General features: G+C 30.3%; 16 protein-coding genes. 9 read left to right on the forward strand and 7 right to left on the reverse strand.

Annotated elements, in window-relative coordinates:
- Window positions 1-53: 53 nt before the first annotated feature.
- The gene (locus O3884_RS05175; RefSeq protein ID WP_371452186.1) at window positions 54-1,304 is read right to left on the reverse strand and encodes a peptidoglycan bridge formation glycyltransferase FemA/FemB family protein; all 1,251 of its coding nucleotides are present in this window, start codon (window positions 1,302-1,304) and stop codon (window positions 54-56) included.
- A gap of 136 nt (window positions 1,305-1,440) precedes the next feature.
- Here O3884_RS05175 and O3884_RS05180 point away from each other — a divergent pair, with 136 nt between their 5' ends.
- Window positions 1,441-2,205 carry an alpha/beta fold hydrolase gene (locus O3884_RS05180; RefSeq protein ID WP_371452188.1) on the forward strand — a complete coding sequence of 255 codons (765 nt, stop codon included), beginning with the start codon at window positions 1,441-1,443 and terminating at the stop codon, window positions 2,203-2,205.
- 63 nt (window positions 2,206-2,268) lie between these two features.
- On the opposite strand, the gene pssA is transcribed toward O3884_RS05180, so the two are convergent.
- Window positions 2,269-2,787, reverse strand: a complete 519-nt coding sequence (gene pssA, locus O3884_RS05185; RefSeq protein WP_004263857.1) for a CDP-diacylglycerol--serine O-phosphatidyltransferase — start codon at window positions 2,785-2,787, stop codon at window positions 2,269-2,271.
- Between the two features lie 173 nt (window positions 2,788-2,960).
- Between pssA and O3884_RS05190 the strand changes: the two genes are divergently transcribed.
- Together O3884_RS05190 and O3884_RS05195 are read left to right on the forward strand one after the other, a co-directional pair.
- On the forward strand, window positions 2,961-3,869 hold the full coding sequence (locus O3884_RS05190) for a YitT family protein (protein ID WP_371452190.1): 909 nt from the start codon (window positions 2,961-2,963) through the stop codon (window positions 3,867-3,869).
- 167 nt (window positions 3,870-4,036) lie between these two features.
- Window positions 4,037-5,194 carry a chloride channel protein gene (locus tag O3884_RS05195; RefSeq protein ID WP_371452192.1) on the forward strand — a complete coding sequence of 386 codons (1,158 nt, stop codon included), beginning with the start codon at window positions 4,037-4,039 and terminating at the stop codon, window positions 5,192-5,194.
- Between the two features lie 42 nt (window positions 5,195-5,236).
- On the opposite strand, the gene O3884_RS05200 is transcribed toward O3884_RS05195, so the two are convergent.
- From O3884_RS05200 to O3884_RS05215, 4 genes are read right to left on the reverse strand one after another with little or no spacing between them, the layout of a single operon-like run.
- Window positions 5,237-5,956, reverse strand: a complete 720-nt coding sequence (locus O3884_RS05200; protein WP_060914212.1) for an ABC transporter ATP-binding protein — start codon at window positions 5,954-5,956, stop codon at window positions 5,237-5,239.
- Window positions 5,956-6,951: an ABC transporter substrate-binding protein gene (locus O3884_RS05205; protein WP_371452194.1), complete on the reverse strand. Its 996-nt coding sequence runs from the start codon at window positions 6,949-6,951 to the stop codon at window positions 5,956-5,958. Before O3884_RS05205 ends, O3884_RS05200 begins: the two co-directional genes overlap by 1 nt.
- The gene (locus tag O3884_RS05210) at window positions 6,932-7,717 is read right to left on the reverse strand and encodes an ABC transporter permease (RefSeq protein ID WP_371452196.1); all 786 of its coding nucleotides are present in this window, start codon (window positions 7,715-7,717) and stop codon (window positions 6,932-6,934) included. Before O3884_RS05210 ends, O3884_RS05205 begins: the two co-directional genes overlap by 20 nt.
- A complete protein-coding gene (locus O3884_RS05215) occupies window positions 7,689-7,973 on the reverse strand; it encodes a thiamine-binding protein (RefSeq protein ID WP_004263982.1) in 285 nt (94 codons plus the stop codon). Before O3884_RS05215 ends, O3884_RS05210 begins: the two co-directional genes overlap by 29 nt.
- A 390-nt stretch (window positions 7,974-8,363) precedes the next feature.
- Between O3884_RS05215 and lepB the strand changes: the two genes are divergently transcribed.
- From lepB to O3884_RS05245, 6 genes are all read left to right on the forward strand, one after another.
- Window positions 8,364-8,915, forward strand: a complete 552-nt coding sequence (lepB, locus tag O3884_RS05220) for a signal peptidase I (protein WP_371452198.1) — start codon at window positions 8,364-8,366, stop codon at window positions 8,913-8,915.
- Between the two features lie 161 nt (window positions 8,916-9,076).
- Entirely contained in the window at window positions 9,077-10,678 is a 1,602-nt protein-coding gene (locus tag O3884_RS05225; RefSeq protein WP_371452200.1) for a CTP synthase, read from the forward strand.
- Between the two features lie 18 nt (window positions 10,679-10,696).
- Window positions 10,697-11,353, forward strand: coding sequence for a DNA alkylation repair protein (locus O3884_RS05230; protein ID WP_371452202.1), 657 nt, complete (start codon window positions 10,697-10,699; stop codon window positions 11,351-11,353).
- 279 nt (window positions 11,354-11,632) lie between these two features.
- Window positions 11,633-12,532: a phosphate/phosphite/phosphonate ABC transporter substrate-binding protein gene (gene phnD, locus O3884_RS05235; protein WP_371452204.1), complete on the forward strand. Its 900-nt coding sequence runs from the start codon at window positions 11,633-11,635 to the stop codon at window positions 12,530-12,532.
- A gap of 3 nt (window positions 12,533-12,535) precedes the next feature.
- The gene (locus tag O3884_RS05240) at window positions 12,536-13,921 is read left to right on the forward strand and encodes a sensor histidine kinase (protein ID WP_371452206.1); all 1,386 of its coding nucleotides are present in this window, start codon (window positions 12,536-12,538) and stop codon (window positions 13,919-13,921) included.
- Window positions 13,902-14,519, forward strand: coding sequence for a response regulator (locus O3884_RS05245; protein WP_371452208.1), 618 nt, complete (start codon window positions 13,902-13,904; stop codon window positions 14,517-14,519). Before O3884_RS05240 ends, O3884_RS05245 begins: the two co-directional genes overlap by 20 nt.
- A gap of 122 nt (window positions 14,520-14,641) precedes the next feature.
- On the opposite strand, the gene pgtP is transcribed toward O3884_RS05245, so the two are convergent.
- Window positions 14,642-15,979, reverse strand: a complete 1,338-nt coding sequence (pgtP, locus tag O3884_RS05250) for a phosphoglycerate transporter protein PgtP (protein ID WP_371452210.1) — start codon at window positions 15,977-15,979, stop codon at window positions 14,642-14,644.
- Window positions 15,980-16,079: the final 100 nt, after the last annotated feature.

Raw genomic sequence — 16,079 nt, forward strand, 5'->3', positions numbered from 1 at the left:
ATTTTTTGGTCTAACTTTTTGGGGTCGGTACAAAAAACTCAATTCCTTTTTTATTATATTTTCCAAATTTTTCCAATAGCATTTCTAATTTCGTAATTATCCATAAAGTATTCAATGTTTCCATTGAAGTTACGTTTAAACTGGAGAACACCGTAATCAGTAGCATCTTCAGAATGGAAGTCTTTTGAAGTACCAAAGAAGTTGAAATATTTGAAGTTATTGTTAATTGCATATTTCATCATGTGAAATAAGATTGCATATGGCCCTTCATAACGATGGAATTTTCTCATTGCACCACTTGTGAAGTAGATTAAATCTTGACCTGATTCTATAAAAGTCGCACAAGAAAGGTTAATAACATTTCCATTTTCTGCTTTAAGTTCTTTTATTTTATCAATTTTTTTATACCAAATAGCAATGTTTTCATCAAATTCTTTTAGACGGTTAGTTGCTTTTTTAGCATTTACTTTTCCTTGTTCTAATTTTTCTTTTAAATCGTCTCGCTCTTTTTCAAGATTTGCAATTGTGTTAGTTGTAGTTTCAACGAACTGATCACAATCAATATATGAAACAAGGTAGTGAGCTTTTTCTCCGATATTATTTTTTAATGATTTGAAATAAGTATTGTCTCGAATTTCAAAATCAATTCTATCTTCAGTATCACGATTTATTTCATCAAAGATTTTAGCGTCTTCTTCATTGAATATGTCTATTTCGCGAACCTGAACTCCTTCTTTCATCGTTCTGTTAATAGTATAACGAGCGATTTGTGAAATATTTTTTAATAAGTTACTTTCAGTAATATTTTCGTCTAGTGGTTTAGAGAAAACACAACGAGAAGCTAGTGTAGGATTTGTAAATAAATCTTCGTTCATAGCGTGATAATTTAAATCATTTAGAATTCTATTAGTTTTAACTGCTACTTCGTTCTCTTCTACAAATTCAATATCATTATAGATTTTTTCATTTACAAATGGATTTACACGTACACATAATACTCTTAGATTTTTTGCAAAGTATTTTTTTAGTTGTTCAAAGTAGAAACTAACTAACTCAGTATTTGAGTAATCCATAATAGGGCCGTATTGTGCAGTTACTTTGTAAAAGTATTTTTTATATTGGAAATAAATGAAAATACCGTATGCTAGTATTTTATTATTTTCTTTTACGGCTAAAATTTCAGTTTTTAAGTTGTTATTATTGGCCATAATATTATATTCTGCCGATTCAGAGAAATAATATCTATGATCACTTTCTTTTTGAAATTGTTGAAGTTCTTCACTACTAATTTCAGTAAATATCATTTTGAAATCTCCTTTTTAGTTTGTTACTATTCAAAATTACTTATAAAATTATATAACAAAAATTAAAAAAAAAAAAGTAATATACTAATAATAAGTGATATAATTAAGTAAAGTAATTATATGGAGTAAGGTTTCAATGCAAGAATATACAATAAGGAATGAAAGATACAAGATAAGGTATAATGATTTTGAAGGAAGTGGATTACCTATTGTAGTTATTCATGGGTTAGGATGTGCCAGTTCATTTGACTATGTAGAAATTTTTAATAGTGAGGAATTTAAAGGTCATAGAAGGGTACTTATAGATTTGTTAGGTGCTGGATATAGTGATAAACCTCTAGACTTTTCATATGAGGTTAAAGAACATGCGAAATATCTAGCGGAGTTTTTGGAAGATTTAGGTTTGAATAATGTTATCTTGTTTGGTCACAGTTTAGGTGGGGCTATTGCTATTGAGTTGTATGCAAGGTGTAGAGACAGAATTGAGAGATTGATTTTAACAGAACCAAATTTAGATCCCTCTACAAAAGGTCAGATTAGTTGGGCGATAGCACAGTATAAGGAAGATAATTACGAAAAAAGTATTAAGACACTAATAAAATATTGTGAAGGTGGAATGAATACAATGTGGGCTGCAACATTGAAGAATTGGTTACCTAAAGCAGTTTATCAAATTTCTCGTGATGCAGTGTTTGAGAGAGAAATATCATGGAGAAATATGTTATATGAGTTTGATATCCCGAAATTTTTTATATTTGGAGAAAATAGCCTTCCGAGTGATGACCTGGAAGAATTACCTAAACATGGTGTAAATGTAAAAACGGTAAAAAATGCAGGTCACTCAATGGCTTGGGAAAATCCAGAGGGGTTAACTGAGGTTATAGTCAGGTGCTTATTATAATTAAAAAGTGTATATATAAGATTTAATTAAAAAAATGTCCAGATAACTATCTGAACATTTTTTCTATATTTTTTTGATTTTTATATTACTTACCATTAAGTAAGAGCATAACACTAATAGTATTAGTATTGCAATACTTGGTAATTTTATCGGAGCAAGTACTGCAAGGACTGTTCCGCATGTAGTAATTGGAACACCTTGATAGTATCCATTTTTCATTTTTGTTACATTAAATCTCGCTAAACGATAAGCACCACAGCATACGTAAATTCCGCAAAGAATAGCGACAATTACCATTAATAGAGTTGATGGCTTATCATTTGTAATAAAGATTTCAAAAACAAGCATAGCAGGTGCTACTCCAAAACTTACTACGTCACATAATGAATCTAAGTCGTGACCAATTTCAGAAACAACACCAAGTTTTCTCGCAACGATACCATCGTATCTATCTGCAAGCATGGCTAAGATAATAAAGACAGTACCCCAGATAAAATATCCATGTGATGTAGTCAAAATTGACATAAACCCACAAAAAATATTGCAAAGGGTAAGATAATTTGGTATGAAGTTTTTATTCATTTTAAAAGTCAACCTCCAATATTGATATTATAATTATAGTACAAATTTGTAATAATGTCTAAGAAAATATGAAATTTATAATTATTAACCGCCAAAAAATTATTATTTATGCCTGTTGTCTATGACTATAAAACCTGTTATAATTAGGATAAAATTGCTTTTGGAGGTGCACCATGGAAAAAAATTTAAAAAATTTAAATTTCACAAAAATTTTAAAAGAATTATTTATTATTTCTCTAGGATGTGCTATTTACTCTTTTGCTATTATGCATTTTAATGTCCCAAATAAATTGGCAGAAGGTGGAGGAACAGGGATTTCACTGTTATTATTATACTCAATAGGTCTTCCAGTTTCTATTGGGACAATATTGGTAAACATTCCTTTATTAATAATAGGATATAAAATGTTAGATAAAAAGACAATGTTATACACGGTTTACGGTATTATTATGTTGACTTTTTGGATAGGGATTTTTGAGAAGTATAATATAGAAATAGAGATCGGTGGAGATAGATTACTGGCTGCTGTATTTGGAGGATTACTTGCTGGATTAGGATTGGGGATAGTCTTTCTAGCAGGTGGAACAACAGGTGGAGTAGACATAGTGGCGAAAATTGTACAACTTTATACAGGGAGTTCAATCGGTAGGATAATTCAAATTCTTGATGGGGTAATCATAGCATTAACTTTCGTAGTAGTTAAGAGTTTCCCAGCGATTTTATATACTTTGATTTATATTTTCATATGCACAAAAGTGATAGATTATGTCGTTGAAGGTGGGGTTCCTGGAAAAGGGGTAATGATAGTTTCGTCTGAGATAGAAATTATTACTAAAAAAATTCAAGAAGATATGAATCGTGGATTAACTTATATAAAAGGACAAGGAAGCTATTCTAAGAAAGATTTGAATATAGGTTATTGTGTAGTTTCAAGAAATGAAATAGGAAAACTTAAGTCATTAGTTTATAAAATTGATCCTCGGGCGTTCTTGACAATAACTGAAGTTCATGATATTATAGGAGAAGGATTCAGTTATGATCAACCGAAAAAAACAAGTCTAGGTTTTAAGAAGAATCAATAGATAAAAATCTGAGAAGGAGTGACTAGAAAATCATGATTTTGAAGAAACAAGATTTTGTCGAGTCACTTTTCGCAGTGGTTTATGCCTTGTAATATACACTTTTTTAAAAATTTAGAACTTTTATGTCAATCTCAGATTTATATTTGAAGGAGAAAAATAAATATAATATGTTAAGGAATTATTATTTTAGATTAATAAGTACAGTATTATTAATTTCTATTTGTTGTTCGTTATTTGGTCAAATGTTATTGAAATTAATAGAATTAACTAGTAGTTATTATAAGTATTTATTGATTCTAACACCTTTGATACTAGTTTTTACTAAGTTTAGTAATAAATATTTACACACCGGTGCTATAGGTATGAAGTATTTTATTGAAGCGGCAACTAATAAAAAAGAGAAAGTTACATGGAAATTTCCGTTTGTTTTAACTTTAAATACTTTATTGGCACATAGCTTCGGAGTAAGTGTAGGGCGTGAAGGAGTAGCTGTGCAATTAGGTGGAGCAATCGGTGGTAATATCGCTCCTAATGAATTTAGTCCAGAGAAGAAACAATTTTTTGTGAAATTAGGCATGATTTGTGGATTTGCTGGATTATTTCAAACTCCATTAGCTGCTGTAGTATTCATTTTAGAGGTTGTCAGTGACAAATTTAACTTTACAATAAATAAAGTTTATGAGTATGTAATATATGTCGTCGCAGCGTATATAAGTGCTTTTGTATCACATAAAGCAGGTTTGGAAAAATTCTTTGTAACTATAGATGTAAGTGGAATTAATATAAATTTAGAGTTTATTTCTAAATTAGTTTTAGTTGGAGTTGTTTTTGTTTTTGTAGGAATCTTATTTGTTCTCCTTCAAAGAAAAACAAAAGCATTAGTATCTTTGAATAAAAATATCATTTGGATTCTTCTAGTTATTTTTATTTTAGTTAGTATTGTTTTTGAGTACAGATATGCTTCATTAGGTACAAATTTAATTGATCTTTCTTTTACAGATTTTGAACAGATTCAGGTTTATGATTTTATGTTGAAAATTATATTAACAGCTATTTGTACAGGGATAGGCTTTAGTGGAGGAGAGGTTACTCCGTTGTTTGCGATTGGAGCAACTTGTGGAGTAATTCTAGGAGTTTGGTTAGGACTACCAATTCTAGTAACAGCAGCCTTGGGATACTGTTTAGTATTTTCAGCAGCAACTAAGACATACATTGCACCTATATTTCTTGCATTAGAAGTATTCGGATATAAATTGATGTTGTTTGCGGTAATCCCAGCAATATTAATTTACTTAATCAATAAAAAATATAGTATCTATAAATAATTAAATACACCCCAGTGTGAAAATTCACGCTAGGGTGTATTATTATAATCCAAGTATATTTAGTATCTCTTTCTTATATTTAAGTTTTTGTTCATCTTGATTATTTTCATCAAGATTTATTTTTATTTCAGATACAATTTCACCAGGTTTATTTTTAATGATATAAATTCTATCGCTTAGGTCAATGGCCTCGTCTATATCGTGGGTGATTAGTAGAGTAGTTATATCAAGTTTATTCTTGATTTCAAGGTACCAAGAGTGAAGTGATATTTTAGTAATTGCATCGAGTGCACTGAAGGGTTCGTCTAGTAAAAACAGTTCTTCTTTGAACATATATGTACGTAGAAGTGCTACTCTTTGACGCATACCACCACTTAATTCACTAGGATATTTATCTTTATATTCATAAAGATTAAATAATTTAAGATTTTTTATTGCTTCTTCTTCTGCTTCTTTTTTATTAATTTTTCTTATTAAAAGAGGAAGTATAATGTTTTGAATAATAGTCTTATGTTCTAATAATAAGTCTTTTTGAAGCATGTAACTTACACGACCTTTATAGTCTGTGTTACCTTTTATAGAGATTTCTCCACTTTGAAGAGGATTTATACCCGCAATAATGTTGAAAAGGGTAGTTTTACCAACACCACTTCCACCAAGTATAGAAACAACTTCACCTTTATCGACATGGATGTTTATATCTTTTAGTATTTTATTGTTAGGATAATTGAAAGATAAGTTTTTTATTGATAATATATTCATTATTTTATATAGTCATTGCTGAATCCAGTGTTTTCTGCAAGAGGTTGTTTTGTGATTTTGTTTTCGTTAACCCAACGGTAGAATGCATTCCATCTGTTAGCATCGAATTCACCCCAGTGATCTTTGTTTGATGCATATTGTTTAGATAGATATTTTTGAGATTCAACAACGAAATCTTTTTTATCTTTCAATTCTGGAGCATTTTTAATTAAAATCTCTGCAGCTTCTTCAGGATGTTCTATAGCGTAGACATATCCTTTCTTAATAGCTTTAAGAACTTTTTTAGCTTCTTCTTTATTTTCTTTTAAGTAATCGTTATTAGCAATGATTACTGGAGAGTAGTAGTCTAAATCTTTATTGAAATCTTTTAGATAGAAGTAGTTAATATCTAGTTTCATGCTTTCAGCTAATTTACCATCCCATGCATAGTAAATCCAAGCTGCATCGAAAAGACCATTTTCTAGTGGAGTAACAGAGTTTGTATCTGTATTTGGAGCTAGATTTAATTTATTAGCATCTCCACCTTGTTTTTGAATTAATGATTTAACCATTGCTAATTCTACTGGATCATTCCAAGTTCCGTACTTTTTACCTTGAAGATCTTTTGGTTCTTTAATGTTGTTTTTCTTAAGTGAAATGATACCAGAAGTGTTGTGTTCAATAATTGCGGCTACGGCAGTAATTCCTGCACCTTTAGAAAGTTTGTTAGCCATTGAGTCTTGGTAGTAAATACCAAAAGGTGCTTTGTTATTAATAATTAAATCAGAAGTACTATCTTCAGGCGCCGGCTTAATGTCAAGATCAATACCTTCTTCAGCGAAGTATCCTTTCTCTTTTGCTACATATAGACCAGTGTGGTTTGTGTTAATTGCCCAGTCAAGTACGAAATCTACTTTTTTAAGTTCTTTTTTCTCTGCGTTTTTATTAACCGTACTGCATGCAGTTAATGAGATTGCTAAGATAAAAGCAAAAACGCTAGTTAATATCTTTTTCATGATTTTCTCCTATGTATTTCCATTTAATAAATTTTTTCTCACTTAGTTTAACAAGTTCGATACTTAATAAACTGATAACCGATACTAGTATTATGATTGCAAACATAGTATCGTATTCAAATAATTTTTTCGCTTTAATCATGTAAACTCCAAGTCCTTCAAAGCCACCTAACCATTCAGCAACCACTGCTGCGATAAAGGCATAAGATACACTAACTCTAAGCCCAGCATAGAAGTAGCTTAGACTCGTTGGGATTTTTACATGCCAAAGTATTTGTAATTTACTAGCATTCATTAATTGTAATAAAGTAATCATATCTTTATCACAGTTTCTAAATCCATCTAGTATACTTACAACAATTGGGAATGTTGTTGTTATAACAATTAATACAATTTTTGGTGTAAGTCCATAACCCAACCAAAGCACAAGTATAGGGGCTATTGCAATAGTTGGTATAGTTTGAGTCAGTACAAGAAGTGGATAGATAGACTTGTTAAATATTGGTATGCTATCCATAATTAAAGCAAGAAGCCATGCTATGACTATCCCTAGGAATAGACCTATAATAGCTTCAAGTAGGGTGATTTTGCTGTGAAATATTAATAGTTCGTAGTTTTTTATAAAAGCTTTAACTATTTCAACAGGTGTAGGTATGATATATTTTGGAAGTAAACCGAGATTACCAGCTCCTTGCCAAATAATCACTAGACACAACATAGAAATAGTTGCTGCATATTTATTGATTAAATTTGTCAATTTTTTCATTTATAGTTAAAACATCTCCATAGTTAATTTTCACATTTGCAAAAATATTTTTACTATCCTCACCCGCTAGGACAAAGCATTCTTTAAGAGTATCCATAAGTTCGTTGAATTCACCTTCAATTACTGTTTCGAATGGAGTAACAATTACATTTGAATGCTTATTTTGTAGAAAATAGATAACTTTATCTATAATCTTTAGTCTTCCATCATGATTATCAAGAGGAAGAATTTGTAATGCAATACTGCAATTTATCAAAATAAAAAACCTCCTTACAATATAAGAGGGGTCTAAGTTTGTCTTTAAGTCAAATAATGCCTACGCTAGCATTATCTAGATCAGGCGCGGTCGAAATATTTATATTCCCTCTCAGACTGTTCACAGACTCCCGTATAAATAATTATATCACACGTATGAAAAAAAACAATAAAAGTGCTTACAGAAATAACGGTATTTCATGAAAAATGATTTACATAAATATTGACATTTTCATTTCTAAACAGATTAACAAAAATATTTGAGTTGATGTGAAATCTATAAATTCCAATATATTAATTCTAATATATTAATGGAAAATTTATTTTTGATTTTTCTATTAATATATGGTAGAATTATTAATCATAAATAAAATAAAAGAGGGATATACCAGTGAAAATTTTAAGAGAAATTATGGAGTGGATAGTAGTTGTAGTAGTTTCTATTGCTATTTATCTACTTATAAGCACATATCTTATCGCGCCTTTTACAGTAAAAGGACACTCGATGGATTACACATTTGCTGATAACGATAAAGTTTTCGTTAATAAATTCAGCAAAAATTTTGAGCGTGGAGATGAAGTTGTATTCCATGCAAATGAAACTGATGACTATATTAAACGTATAATCGGAGTTCCTGGAGATACTATAGAGTACAGAAACGATGTACTATATGTAAATGGTCAAAAAGTTGAAGAGCCATACTTAGCTCAAAAAATTAAAGAAGCTAATGCTTCTGGAACTGCACCATTTACGCCAGATTTTAATATTGAATTTTTAAGTAGTACAAAATCTAAAACTGTGCCAGAAGGTACATACTTTGTATTAGGAGATAACAGACAACACAGTACAGATAGTCGTGTATTTGGATTTGTTAAGAAAGAAGCAATGATTGGGAAAGTAAGCTTAAGATACTACCCATTTAGTTCATTTAAATTCTTTTAATAAATACTAAAAGAAAATTTAATATATCGAATTATTTTAGTTGCTAAAAATTTTGCGTTATGCTAGAATAATATACGGGCACTCTTAAAGAGTGATTTAAGAAACCACCCCCTGCGATAATTTCGTAGGGGGTTTATTATTTTTAATAGAAGGAGAACACAATGACAAAGTATATTTTTGTAACAGGTGGAGTAGTATCATCATTAGGAAAAGGTATTGTAGCGGCATCAGTAGGTCGTGTATTAAAAAATAGAGGATTAAAAGTAACATTACAAAAATTTGATCCATATTTAAATGTTGACCCTGGAACAATGAGTCCATATCAACACGGAGAAGTTTTCGTTACAGAAGATGGAGCTGAGACTGACTTAGACTTAGGTCACTATGAAAGATTTATCGATGTTAACTTAGGACAATATTCTAACGTAACTGCAGGACGTGTTTATTCTTCAATTATTGAAAAAGAACGTCGCGGAGATTATTTAGGAGGAACAGTTCAAGTAATTCCTCACGTAACAAATGAAATCAAATCACGAGTATTATTAGCTGGAGAATCTAGTGATGCTGATGTTGTTATTACAGAAATTGGTGGAACAACAGGAGATATTGAATCTTTACCATTCTTAGAAGCAATCCGTCAAATCCGTAGCGATTTAGGACGTGAAAATGTATGCTTTATTCACTGTACATTATTACCGTACATTAAAGCAGCAGGGGAAATGAAAACTAAGCCAACACAACAATCTGTTAAAGAATTACGTGGTTTAGGTATTCAACCAGATATTATTGTAGTTAGAAATGAACTTGCTTTAAACGATGAGCTACGTGCTAAGATTTCATTATTCTGTGACATTCCAAAACAAAACGTTATTGAAAGTCGTGATGTAAGTAATCTATATCAATTACCAGTAAATCTTAAAGCACAAAAAATTGATGATATCGTGTTAAATCATTTTGGTTTAACTGCGCCAGAAGCTGATATGACTGAATGGTTATCATTAGTGGATAGAGTAGATAACTTAAAAGAGGATGTAAGAATCGCATTAGTAGGTAAATATGTAGAACTTCACGATGCTTATATTTCTGTTGTAGAATCTTTAAAACATGCAGGATATAAAAACAATGCTAAAGTTAAAATTGATTGGATTCAATCTGAAGATATTACAGAAGAAAATGTTCATGAGTATCTTAAAGATGCAGACGGAATCCTTGTACCAGGTGGATTTGGTGATCGTGGAGTTGAAGGTAAAATTACTACTATTAAATATGCACGTGAAAACAAAGTACCATTCTTCGGTATTTGTTTAGGTATGCAACTTGCTGCTGTTGAGTTTGCACGTAACGTGTGTGGTTTAACTGGAGCACACTCATCAGAATTAGATCCAAATACGCCATACCCAATTATTAACTTATTAGCGGATCAAGAAAATGTTGTTGAAATGGGAGGAACTTTACGTTTAGGAAGTTACCCATGTACATTAATAGAAGGATCTGTAGCTCACAAAGAATATGGAGAAATCAATATTACTGAGCGTCACCGTCATAGATATGAATTCAATAACTTCTATCGTGAGCGTTTAACTCAAAAAGGAATGGTATTATCAGGAGTTAGTCCAGATGGTAAATTAGTTGAAATCGTGGAAATTCCTGAACATCCATGGTTTGTAGCTGGTCAATTCCACCCAGAATTTAAATCACGTCCGGAAAAAGCACACCCATTATTCGCTGGATTCATTAAAGCAAGTTTAGAAAATAACAGATAAGAACTTTTATTATAAATTATGAAATTATTAGATTTAATAACTGACTTTGAAGAAAATCGTAATGAACTTTTAGCTGAATCAATGTCAAAGTATATGCAGGACAAGTTTAGATTTTTAGGTGTACGTGGTGCAAGCAGAACGGAAATCTATAAAAAATATTTTCCAGAGGTGAGAAAATCTAAGGCAATAGACTGGGATTTTATTGAAAATTGTTGGAATAAAGAAGAGAGAGAATTTCAATATGTAGTTGTTTATTATTTAAAGGCAATGCAGAAATTCTTAAAAAGAGAAGATATTTCAAGATTAAAATATCTAATCGTGACAAAATCATGGTGGGATACTGTTGATTTGCTTGCTAAAGTTGTAGGAAGTTTAGTTATTCGTATTGAAGGTTATGATCAAATTATGCTAGAGTGGAGTAAGGACAGTAATATTTGGTTGAAACGAGTAGCTATTTTGTACCAACTGTCTCTTAAAGACAAAGTAGATGAAATAATTTTAGATAAAATTTTAGTAAACAACCTTGGTGATAATGAATTCTTCATTAATAAAGCTGTTGGTTGGGCACTTAGAGATTATTCTAAATTTAATCCAGAGTGGGTCAGAGAATTTATTAAAAAGAATAAGGATAATATGGCTAATCTTAGCATAAGAGAAGCTAGCAAGTACATATAGAGAGGAGCGATTTTTAATCGCTCCCTTCTTTTTTTAAGGTTACAAATTAAAGAATAACTATATTTAGTGAAGTCGATAGTAAATTTGTTCTGTTTATCATATATAACGAATTAAGTTATTGTGATTATCAGAAAGAATTGAATGATTTCACTTTTTTCATTAAAAATAAAATGTTATACTATTAATAAAAGATAAATAGTATTAATTCTATTATTTAACATAATAATTTATTGATATAGTGTTTGAAATTGGAGAAAATAATTTAGAGGTTGGAGAAAAATGAAAAGAATAGTTATAAGCCTATTTTTAATAGTTCTTTCTGTTTTATTATTTGCAGTACTTCCTTTCGTTTTGAAGAATAAACAAGAAGAGTATATAGACTTTTCTGAAGTAACAGAAACAGTTGATAATAGCGCGAAGGATGATGAAACTTTAAGAATTGGATTGATTTCCGTAACTGGTGATAATAAGAGTTATATTTTGGAAAAAGAATTAGCTAATTATATCGGAGAGAAATTGAATAAAAAAGTAAAATTAATACAGAAAAAAAGTTATAGAGATATAAATGTATTATTAAAGAATAACAAGATAGATGTAGCATTCTTATCTACGGGAGCATATTCGTTATATGAAGATAAGGAGTCTTTAGAACTTTTAGCAAGACCAAATAGGGGGAAAACATACTATCATCCCATAGTTATAACAAAAAAAGATTCCAATATAAATAGTATTGAAGATTTGAAAGGTCAGAGCTTTGCATTTGTAGATACTTACAGTTATTCTGGGTATTTAGCAATGAATGATTATTTAAAGAAAAACGGGTTATCAGCAAATAAGTTTTTCAGTAATAGTTATTTTACTCACAGTCATGAAGAATCAATAAATCAAGTAACTAATGGAACTGTAAAAGCTGCTATCGTAGATGACTGGGCATTACAGTATATTTATAATAATTTTCCAGATACTGCACATAATATAAAAATAATAAAAACATTTCCGGAGGTTGCAACTGGACCGGTAGTAACTCATAAAAACTATGAAGAAAAAGATAAGCTTAAACAGATTTTGCTATCTATTGATAAGGATAGTGCAATAAAAAGCACGTTATCACAGCTTCAAATTGAAAAATATGAAGAAACAAAAGCTAGTGATTATCCTAATTTAATAAGTGAGGATTAATATATGGCAAAATTAAAGATAAAAAATAAGATAATTATATTCTTTATAGTAATTTATACTATATATTTAAGTGTTATTTTGGCTTTTACTTATGTTAGTAATAAAGATATACTCGAGAGTGCTTTAAAAGATAGAATAACTCAGACTTACTATCAACTTTCAGGAAATATTTCTGAAAATATAAAAACAGAAAATACTTATGAAATTCATCAAAAAATTCATAGTGCAGCATTGAATAATGAGGTTGCATACATTATTGTATTTGATAATGAAAAAAATATCTTAGGAAAAACATTGAAAGAGATTCCTCAGAAAATTGCAACATTTAGTGATGAACAGTTAAACAATTTTAAGAAATATGACAGTTCAAGAGGGGAAATATTAGAGTATGTATCTCCCATAGATGATGTTAATATTGGTTATATTAGAGTTGGATTCTACACTAAAAATATTTATTTGAAGACGTATAGTCAGTTTTTAAGAATACTCATTCTGAATATGTCAGTATTTGTTATGTTATTAGTTATAGCATACTACGTTTCAAAATTAATAGAACGTCCAGTACAAGATTTAACTTTAGTAACCGATGAGATAATTCGCGAAGGCGATTATAGGACAAAAATAGAAAAAGAGAATTATAGTCGTGATTTTCATGTTCTTGTCAGTTCTATAAATGAAATGGTGGAGACTAATAAAAAGAATAAGAAATTAAATAACTATTTATTAAATAAAATATTTAGAATTCAAGAAGAAGAGAAAAAGATGCTTTCAAGAGAACTTCATGATGAAGTTAGTCAATCTTTAGCAAGCCTTCTGTTTTTAATAAGTAATTTAGTAGATAAAGAAAGTGACCAAAAGAAAAAAGAGCGCTTATTATTAATTCAGTCTGAAATAGAAAATAGTTTAAGTAATATTAGAAATATAGCTGTTAATTTGCGACCACCTAGTGCTGAACTTAGCTTAGGGGAAGTAATTAGTAAATATATTGAAGATTATAAGAATCTGTATGGTATAGATGTTGATTTTTACACAAACTATGAAGGTGGGAAAAATAATAATTTTGATATTACACTTTATCGTATTATTCAAGAATCATTATCGAATATAAAACGCCATTCAGGTGCTACAGAAGTCCAAATTAAATTATATGAAAATACAGATTATATAATTTTAACTATTGCGGATAATGGAATAGGATTGACCAAAGAACGAGTTGAACTAGCGAAAAAACAAGGAAGATTAGGAATTTATGGTATACAAGAGAGAATTTTTGATTTTTCTGGAGAATTTAAATTATTGAAGAATGATAAGTACTCTACTATACTGATGTGTAAATTTAAAACAGAAATGTTAAAAGAGGAGAAAATTGATGAAAATATTATTAATTGATGATCATAAATTGATAAAGATAGGTATCAAGGTTCTATTAGAAGATAACAAAGAAGTCAATGTTATAGACGATTGCTCAAGCAAAAAAGAGTTTTTAGAAAAGATAACTAATGATTCTTATGACTTATTTATATGTGATATATCATTACCTGATGGAACTGGTTATGATATACTTGAAGTTATTAAAGAGAAAAAAATAAATACAAAAGTAATTATTTTAAGTATGCACGAAGATAAATCTTACATGAAGAAAGCATTTAAATTAGGTGCTTCGGGTTATGTAACCAAGAGCACAGCTCATGAAGAAATACTCCATGCTATAGATAAAGTTATGTTTAAAAATGATATATACCTAAATGAAAAATATGCTACGATTTTCTATGAATTATTTAAAGAGGATAAGGAAATAGAACTTAGTGAAAGAGAAAAAGAGGTAGGAAGGTATATTGTTGAGGGATACACACTTACTGATATTGGAGAAAAGTTATTCTTAAGCGTAAAAACAGTTGATACATATAAAAAACGTTTGATGGAAAAAACTAATACGAAGAAAAGAAGTGAACTAGTAGAATATTTGAAGTCGAATTTAATATTATAGTAATAAATATAAAGGAAAATACGGGTGATTATAGAAATCATCCGTATTTTCCTTTATAAAAAAACACCTCTATCAATTTAAGGAGGATCAATGATCTTAGTTGATAGAGATGTTTTTTTTCATTAGTTTTCTAATTGTTTAGATGTTTTCTTGAATAATGTTAATGCGATGAATACGAATGCTAATACACAAGAAACGATTAATGCGTAGAAACCTCCGTTCCATCCGAACACGTCAACAAGTTTACCCATTACATAACCAGCACTTGCTGATCCAAGTAGGTAACCGAATAGTCCAGTAAGACCAGTAGCTGTACCTGTAGCAACACGTGGAACTAAGTCCGCTGCTTGAAGACCGATCATCATAACAGGTCCGTAGATTAAGAATCCGATAGCTACTAGACAGATGTTATCGATAAGTGGGTTACCTGGAGGGTTTTTCCAGTAAATAAATACTGCAACAAGTACTCCAGTTAAGAATAATAACATTGGAGGAGCACGGTGTCCTTTGAACACTTTGTCACTTAAGTAACCACTAGCTAACATACCGAAGATACCAGCATATTCATATAAGAAGTAAGCCCAGCTTTGTTTGTCAACAGAGAAGTGTTTTACTTCTTTTAAGTATGTTGGAGCCCAGTCGATAATTCCGTAACGAACGAAGTATACGAATACGTTAGCAACTGCGATAGCCCATAGGAATTTGTTGTTAATAATGTATTTAAAGAAGATATCTTTTGCTGATAATGTGTGAGCAGATTCAACTTTTTCTACAATTTTTTCACCTTTCCATTCATCTACAGGTGGTAAACCTTCAGATTCTGGAGTATCTTTCATTAGGTAGAACATGATAATTGCTAAGATAATAGCAATAGTCGCTGGTAAGTAGAATAATGATTGCCAAGCACCAAAAACAGAAAGTCCTACAAGTGCAAGAGGTCCGATTAAACCACCACCAAGGTTGTGAGAAACGTTCCACCAACTCCACCAAGCACCACGCTCAGAAGCTGAGAACCAGTTAGTCATTGTTTTAGCACCAGGTGGGTATCCCATACCTTGGAACCATCCGTTAAGTGCTGATAAGAAAATCATTAATGTTAATGAAGATAGCACTGCAGGAACAAGACCAAAAATTAAGCTGACAGCAGCAGAAGCAACTAAACCAATAGTAATAAAGTACTTAGGATTACTTCTGTCTGATACGTTACCCATGATGAATTTACTGAAACCATAAGCTAATGATAGAGCAAGTGAAACTTTCCCTAAGTCAGCTTTAGAGTAACCGTATTGGTCGATTAAATAAGGGATAGCAAGTGAGAAGTTTTTTCTAATTAGATAGTACGCTGCGTATCCAATGAATACCCCTGAGAATACTTGCCATCGAAGTCTTTTGTATTCAGCATCTGTACGAGCACTGTCGATTCTCGGTTTAGGCGCTGAAGCTTTTAGAAATGAGAACATTTTAAATTCCTCCTTAACTTCAATTATATATAATATTAAATTAATATAGTTTTTTTATTATAAAACCTTTTATTTAATAAGTTTTTACAGCAATTTAATA

Source organism: Gemella sp. 20925_1_85 (assembly GCF_041433735.1).
In the GTDB taxonomy this organism is placed as follows: domain Bacteria; phylum Bacillota; class Bacilli; order Staphylococcales; family Gemellaceae; genus Gemella.

Bases quoted from the DNA above. Each gene is read 5' to 3' on its own strand.
- O3884_RS05240 (WP_371452206.1), top strand. From the start codon at position 12,536: ATGGCAAAATTAAAGATAAAAAATAAGATAATTATATTCTTTATAGTA.
- O3884_RS05205 (WP_371452194.1), bottom strand. From the start codon at position 6,951: ATGAAAAAGATATTAACTAGCGTTTTTGCTTTTATCTTAGCAATCTCA.
- O3884_RS05175 (WP_371452186.1), bottom strand. From the start codon at position 1,304: ATGATATTTACTGAAATTAGTAGTGAAGAACTTCAACAATTTCAAAAA.
- pssA (WP_004263857.1), bottom strand. From the start codon at position 2,787: ATGAATAAAAACTTCATACCAAATTATCTTACCCTTTGCAATATTTTT.
- O3884_RS05195 (WP_371452192.1), top strand. From the start codon at position 4,037: ATGTTAAGGAATTATTATTTTAGATTAATAAGTACAGTATTATTAATT.
- O3884_RS05245 (WP_371452208.1), top strand. From the start codon at position 13,902: ATGAAAATATTATTAATTGATGATCATAAATTGATAAAGATAGGTATC.
- O3884_RS05210 (WP_371452196.1), bottom strand. From the start codon at position 7,717: ATGAAAAAATTGACAAATTTAATCAATAAATATGCAGCAACTATTTCT.
- O3884_RS05200 (WP_060914212.1), bottom strand. From the start codon at position 5,956: ATGAATATATTATCAATAAAAAACTTATCTTTCAATTATCCTAACAAT.
- O3884_RS05190 (WP_371452190.1), top strand. From the start codon at position 2,961: ATGGAAAAAAATTTAAAAAATTTAAATTTCACAAAAATTTTAAAAGAA.
- O3884_RS05225 (WP_371452200.1), top strand. From the start codon at position 9,077: ATGACAAAGTATATTTTTGTAACAGGTGGAGTAGTATCATCATTAGGA.
- phnD (WP_371452204.1), top strand. From the start codon at position 11,633: ATGAAAAGAATAGTTATAAGCCTATTTTTAATAGTTCTTTCTGTTTTA.
- O3884_RS05180 (WP_371452188.1), top strand. From the start codon at position 1,441: ATGCAAGAATATACAATAAGGAATGAAAGATACAAGATAAGGTATAAT.
- pgtP (WP_371452210.1), bottom strand. From the start codon at position 15,979: ATGTTCTCATTTCTAAAAGCTTCAGCGCCTAAACCGAGAATCGACAGT.
- O3884_RS05230 (WP_371452202.1), top strand. From the start codon at position 10,697: ATGAAATTATTAGATTTAATAACTGACTTTGAAGAAAATCGTAATGAA.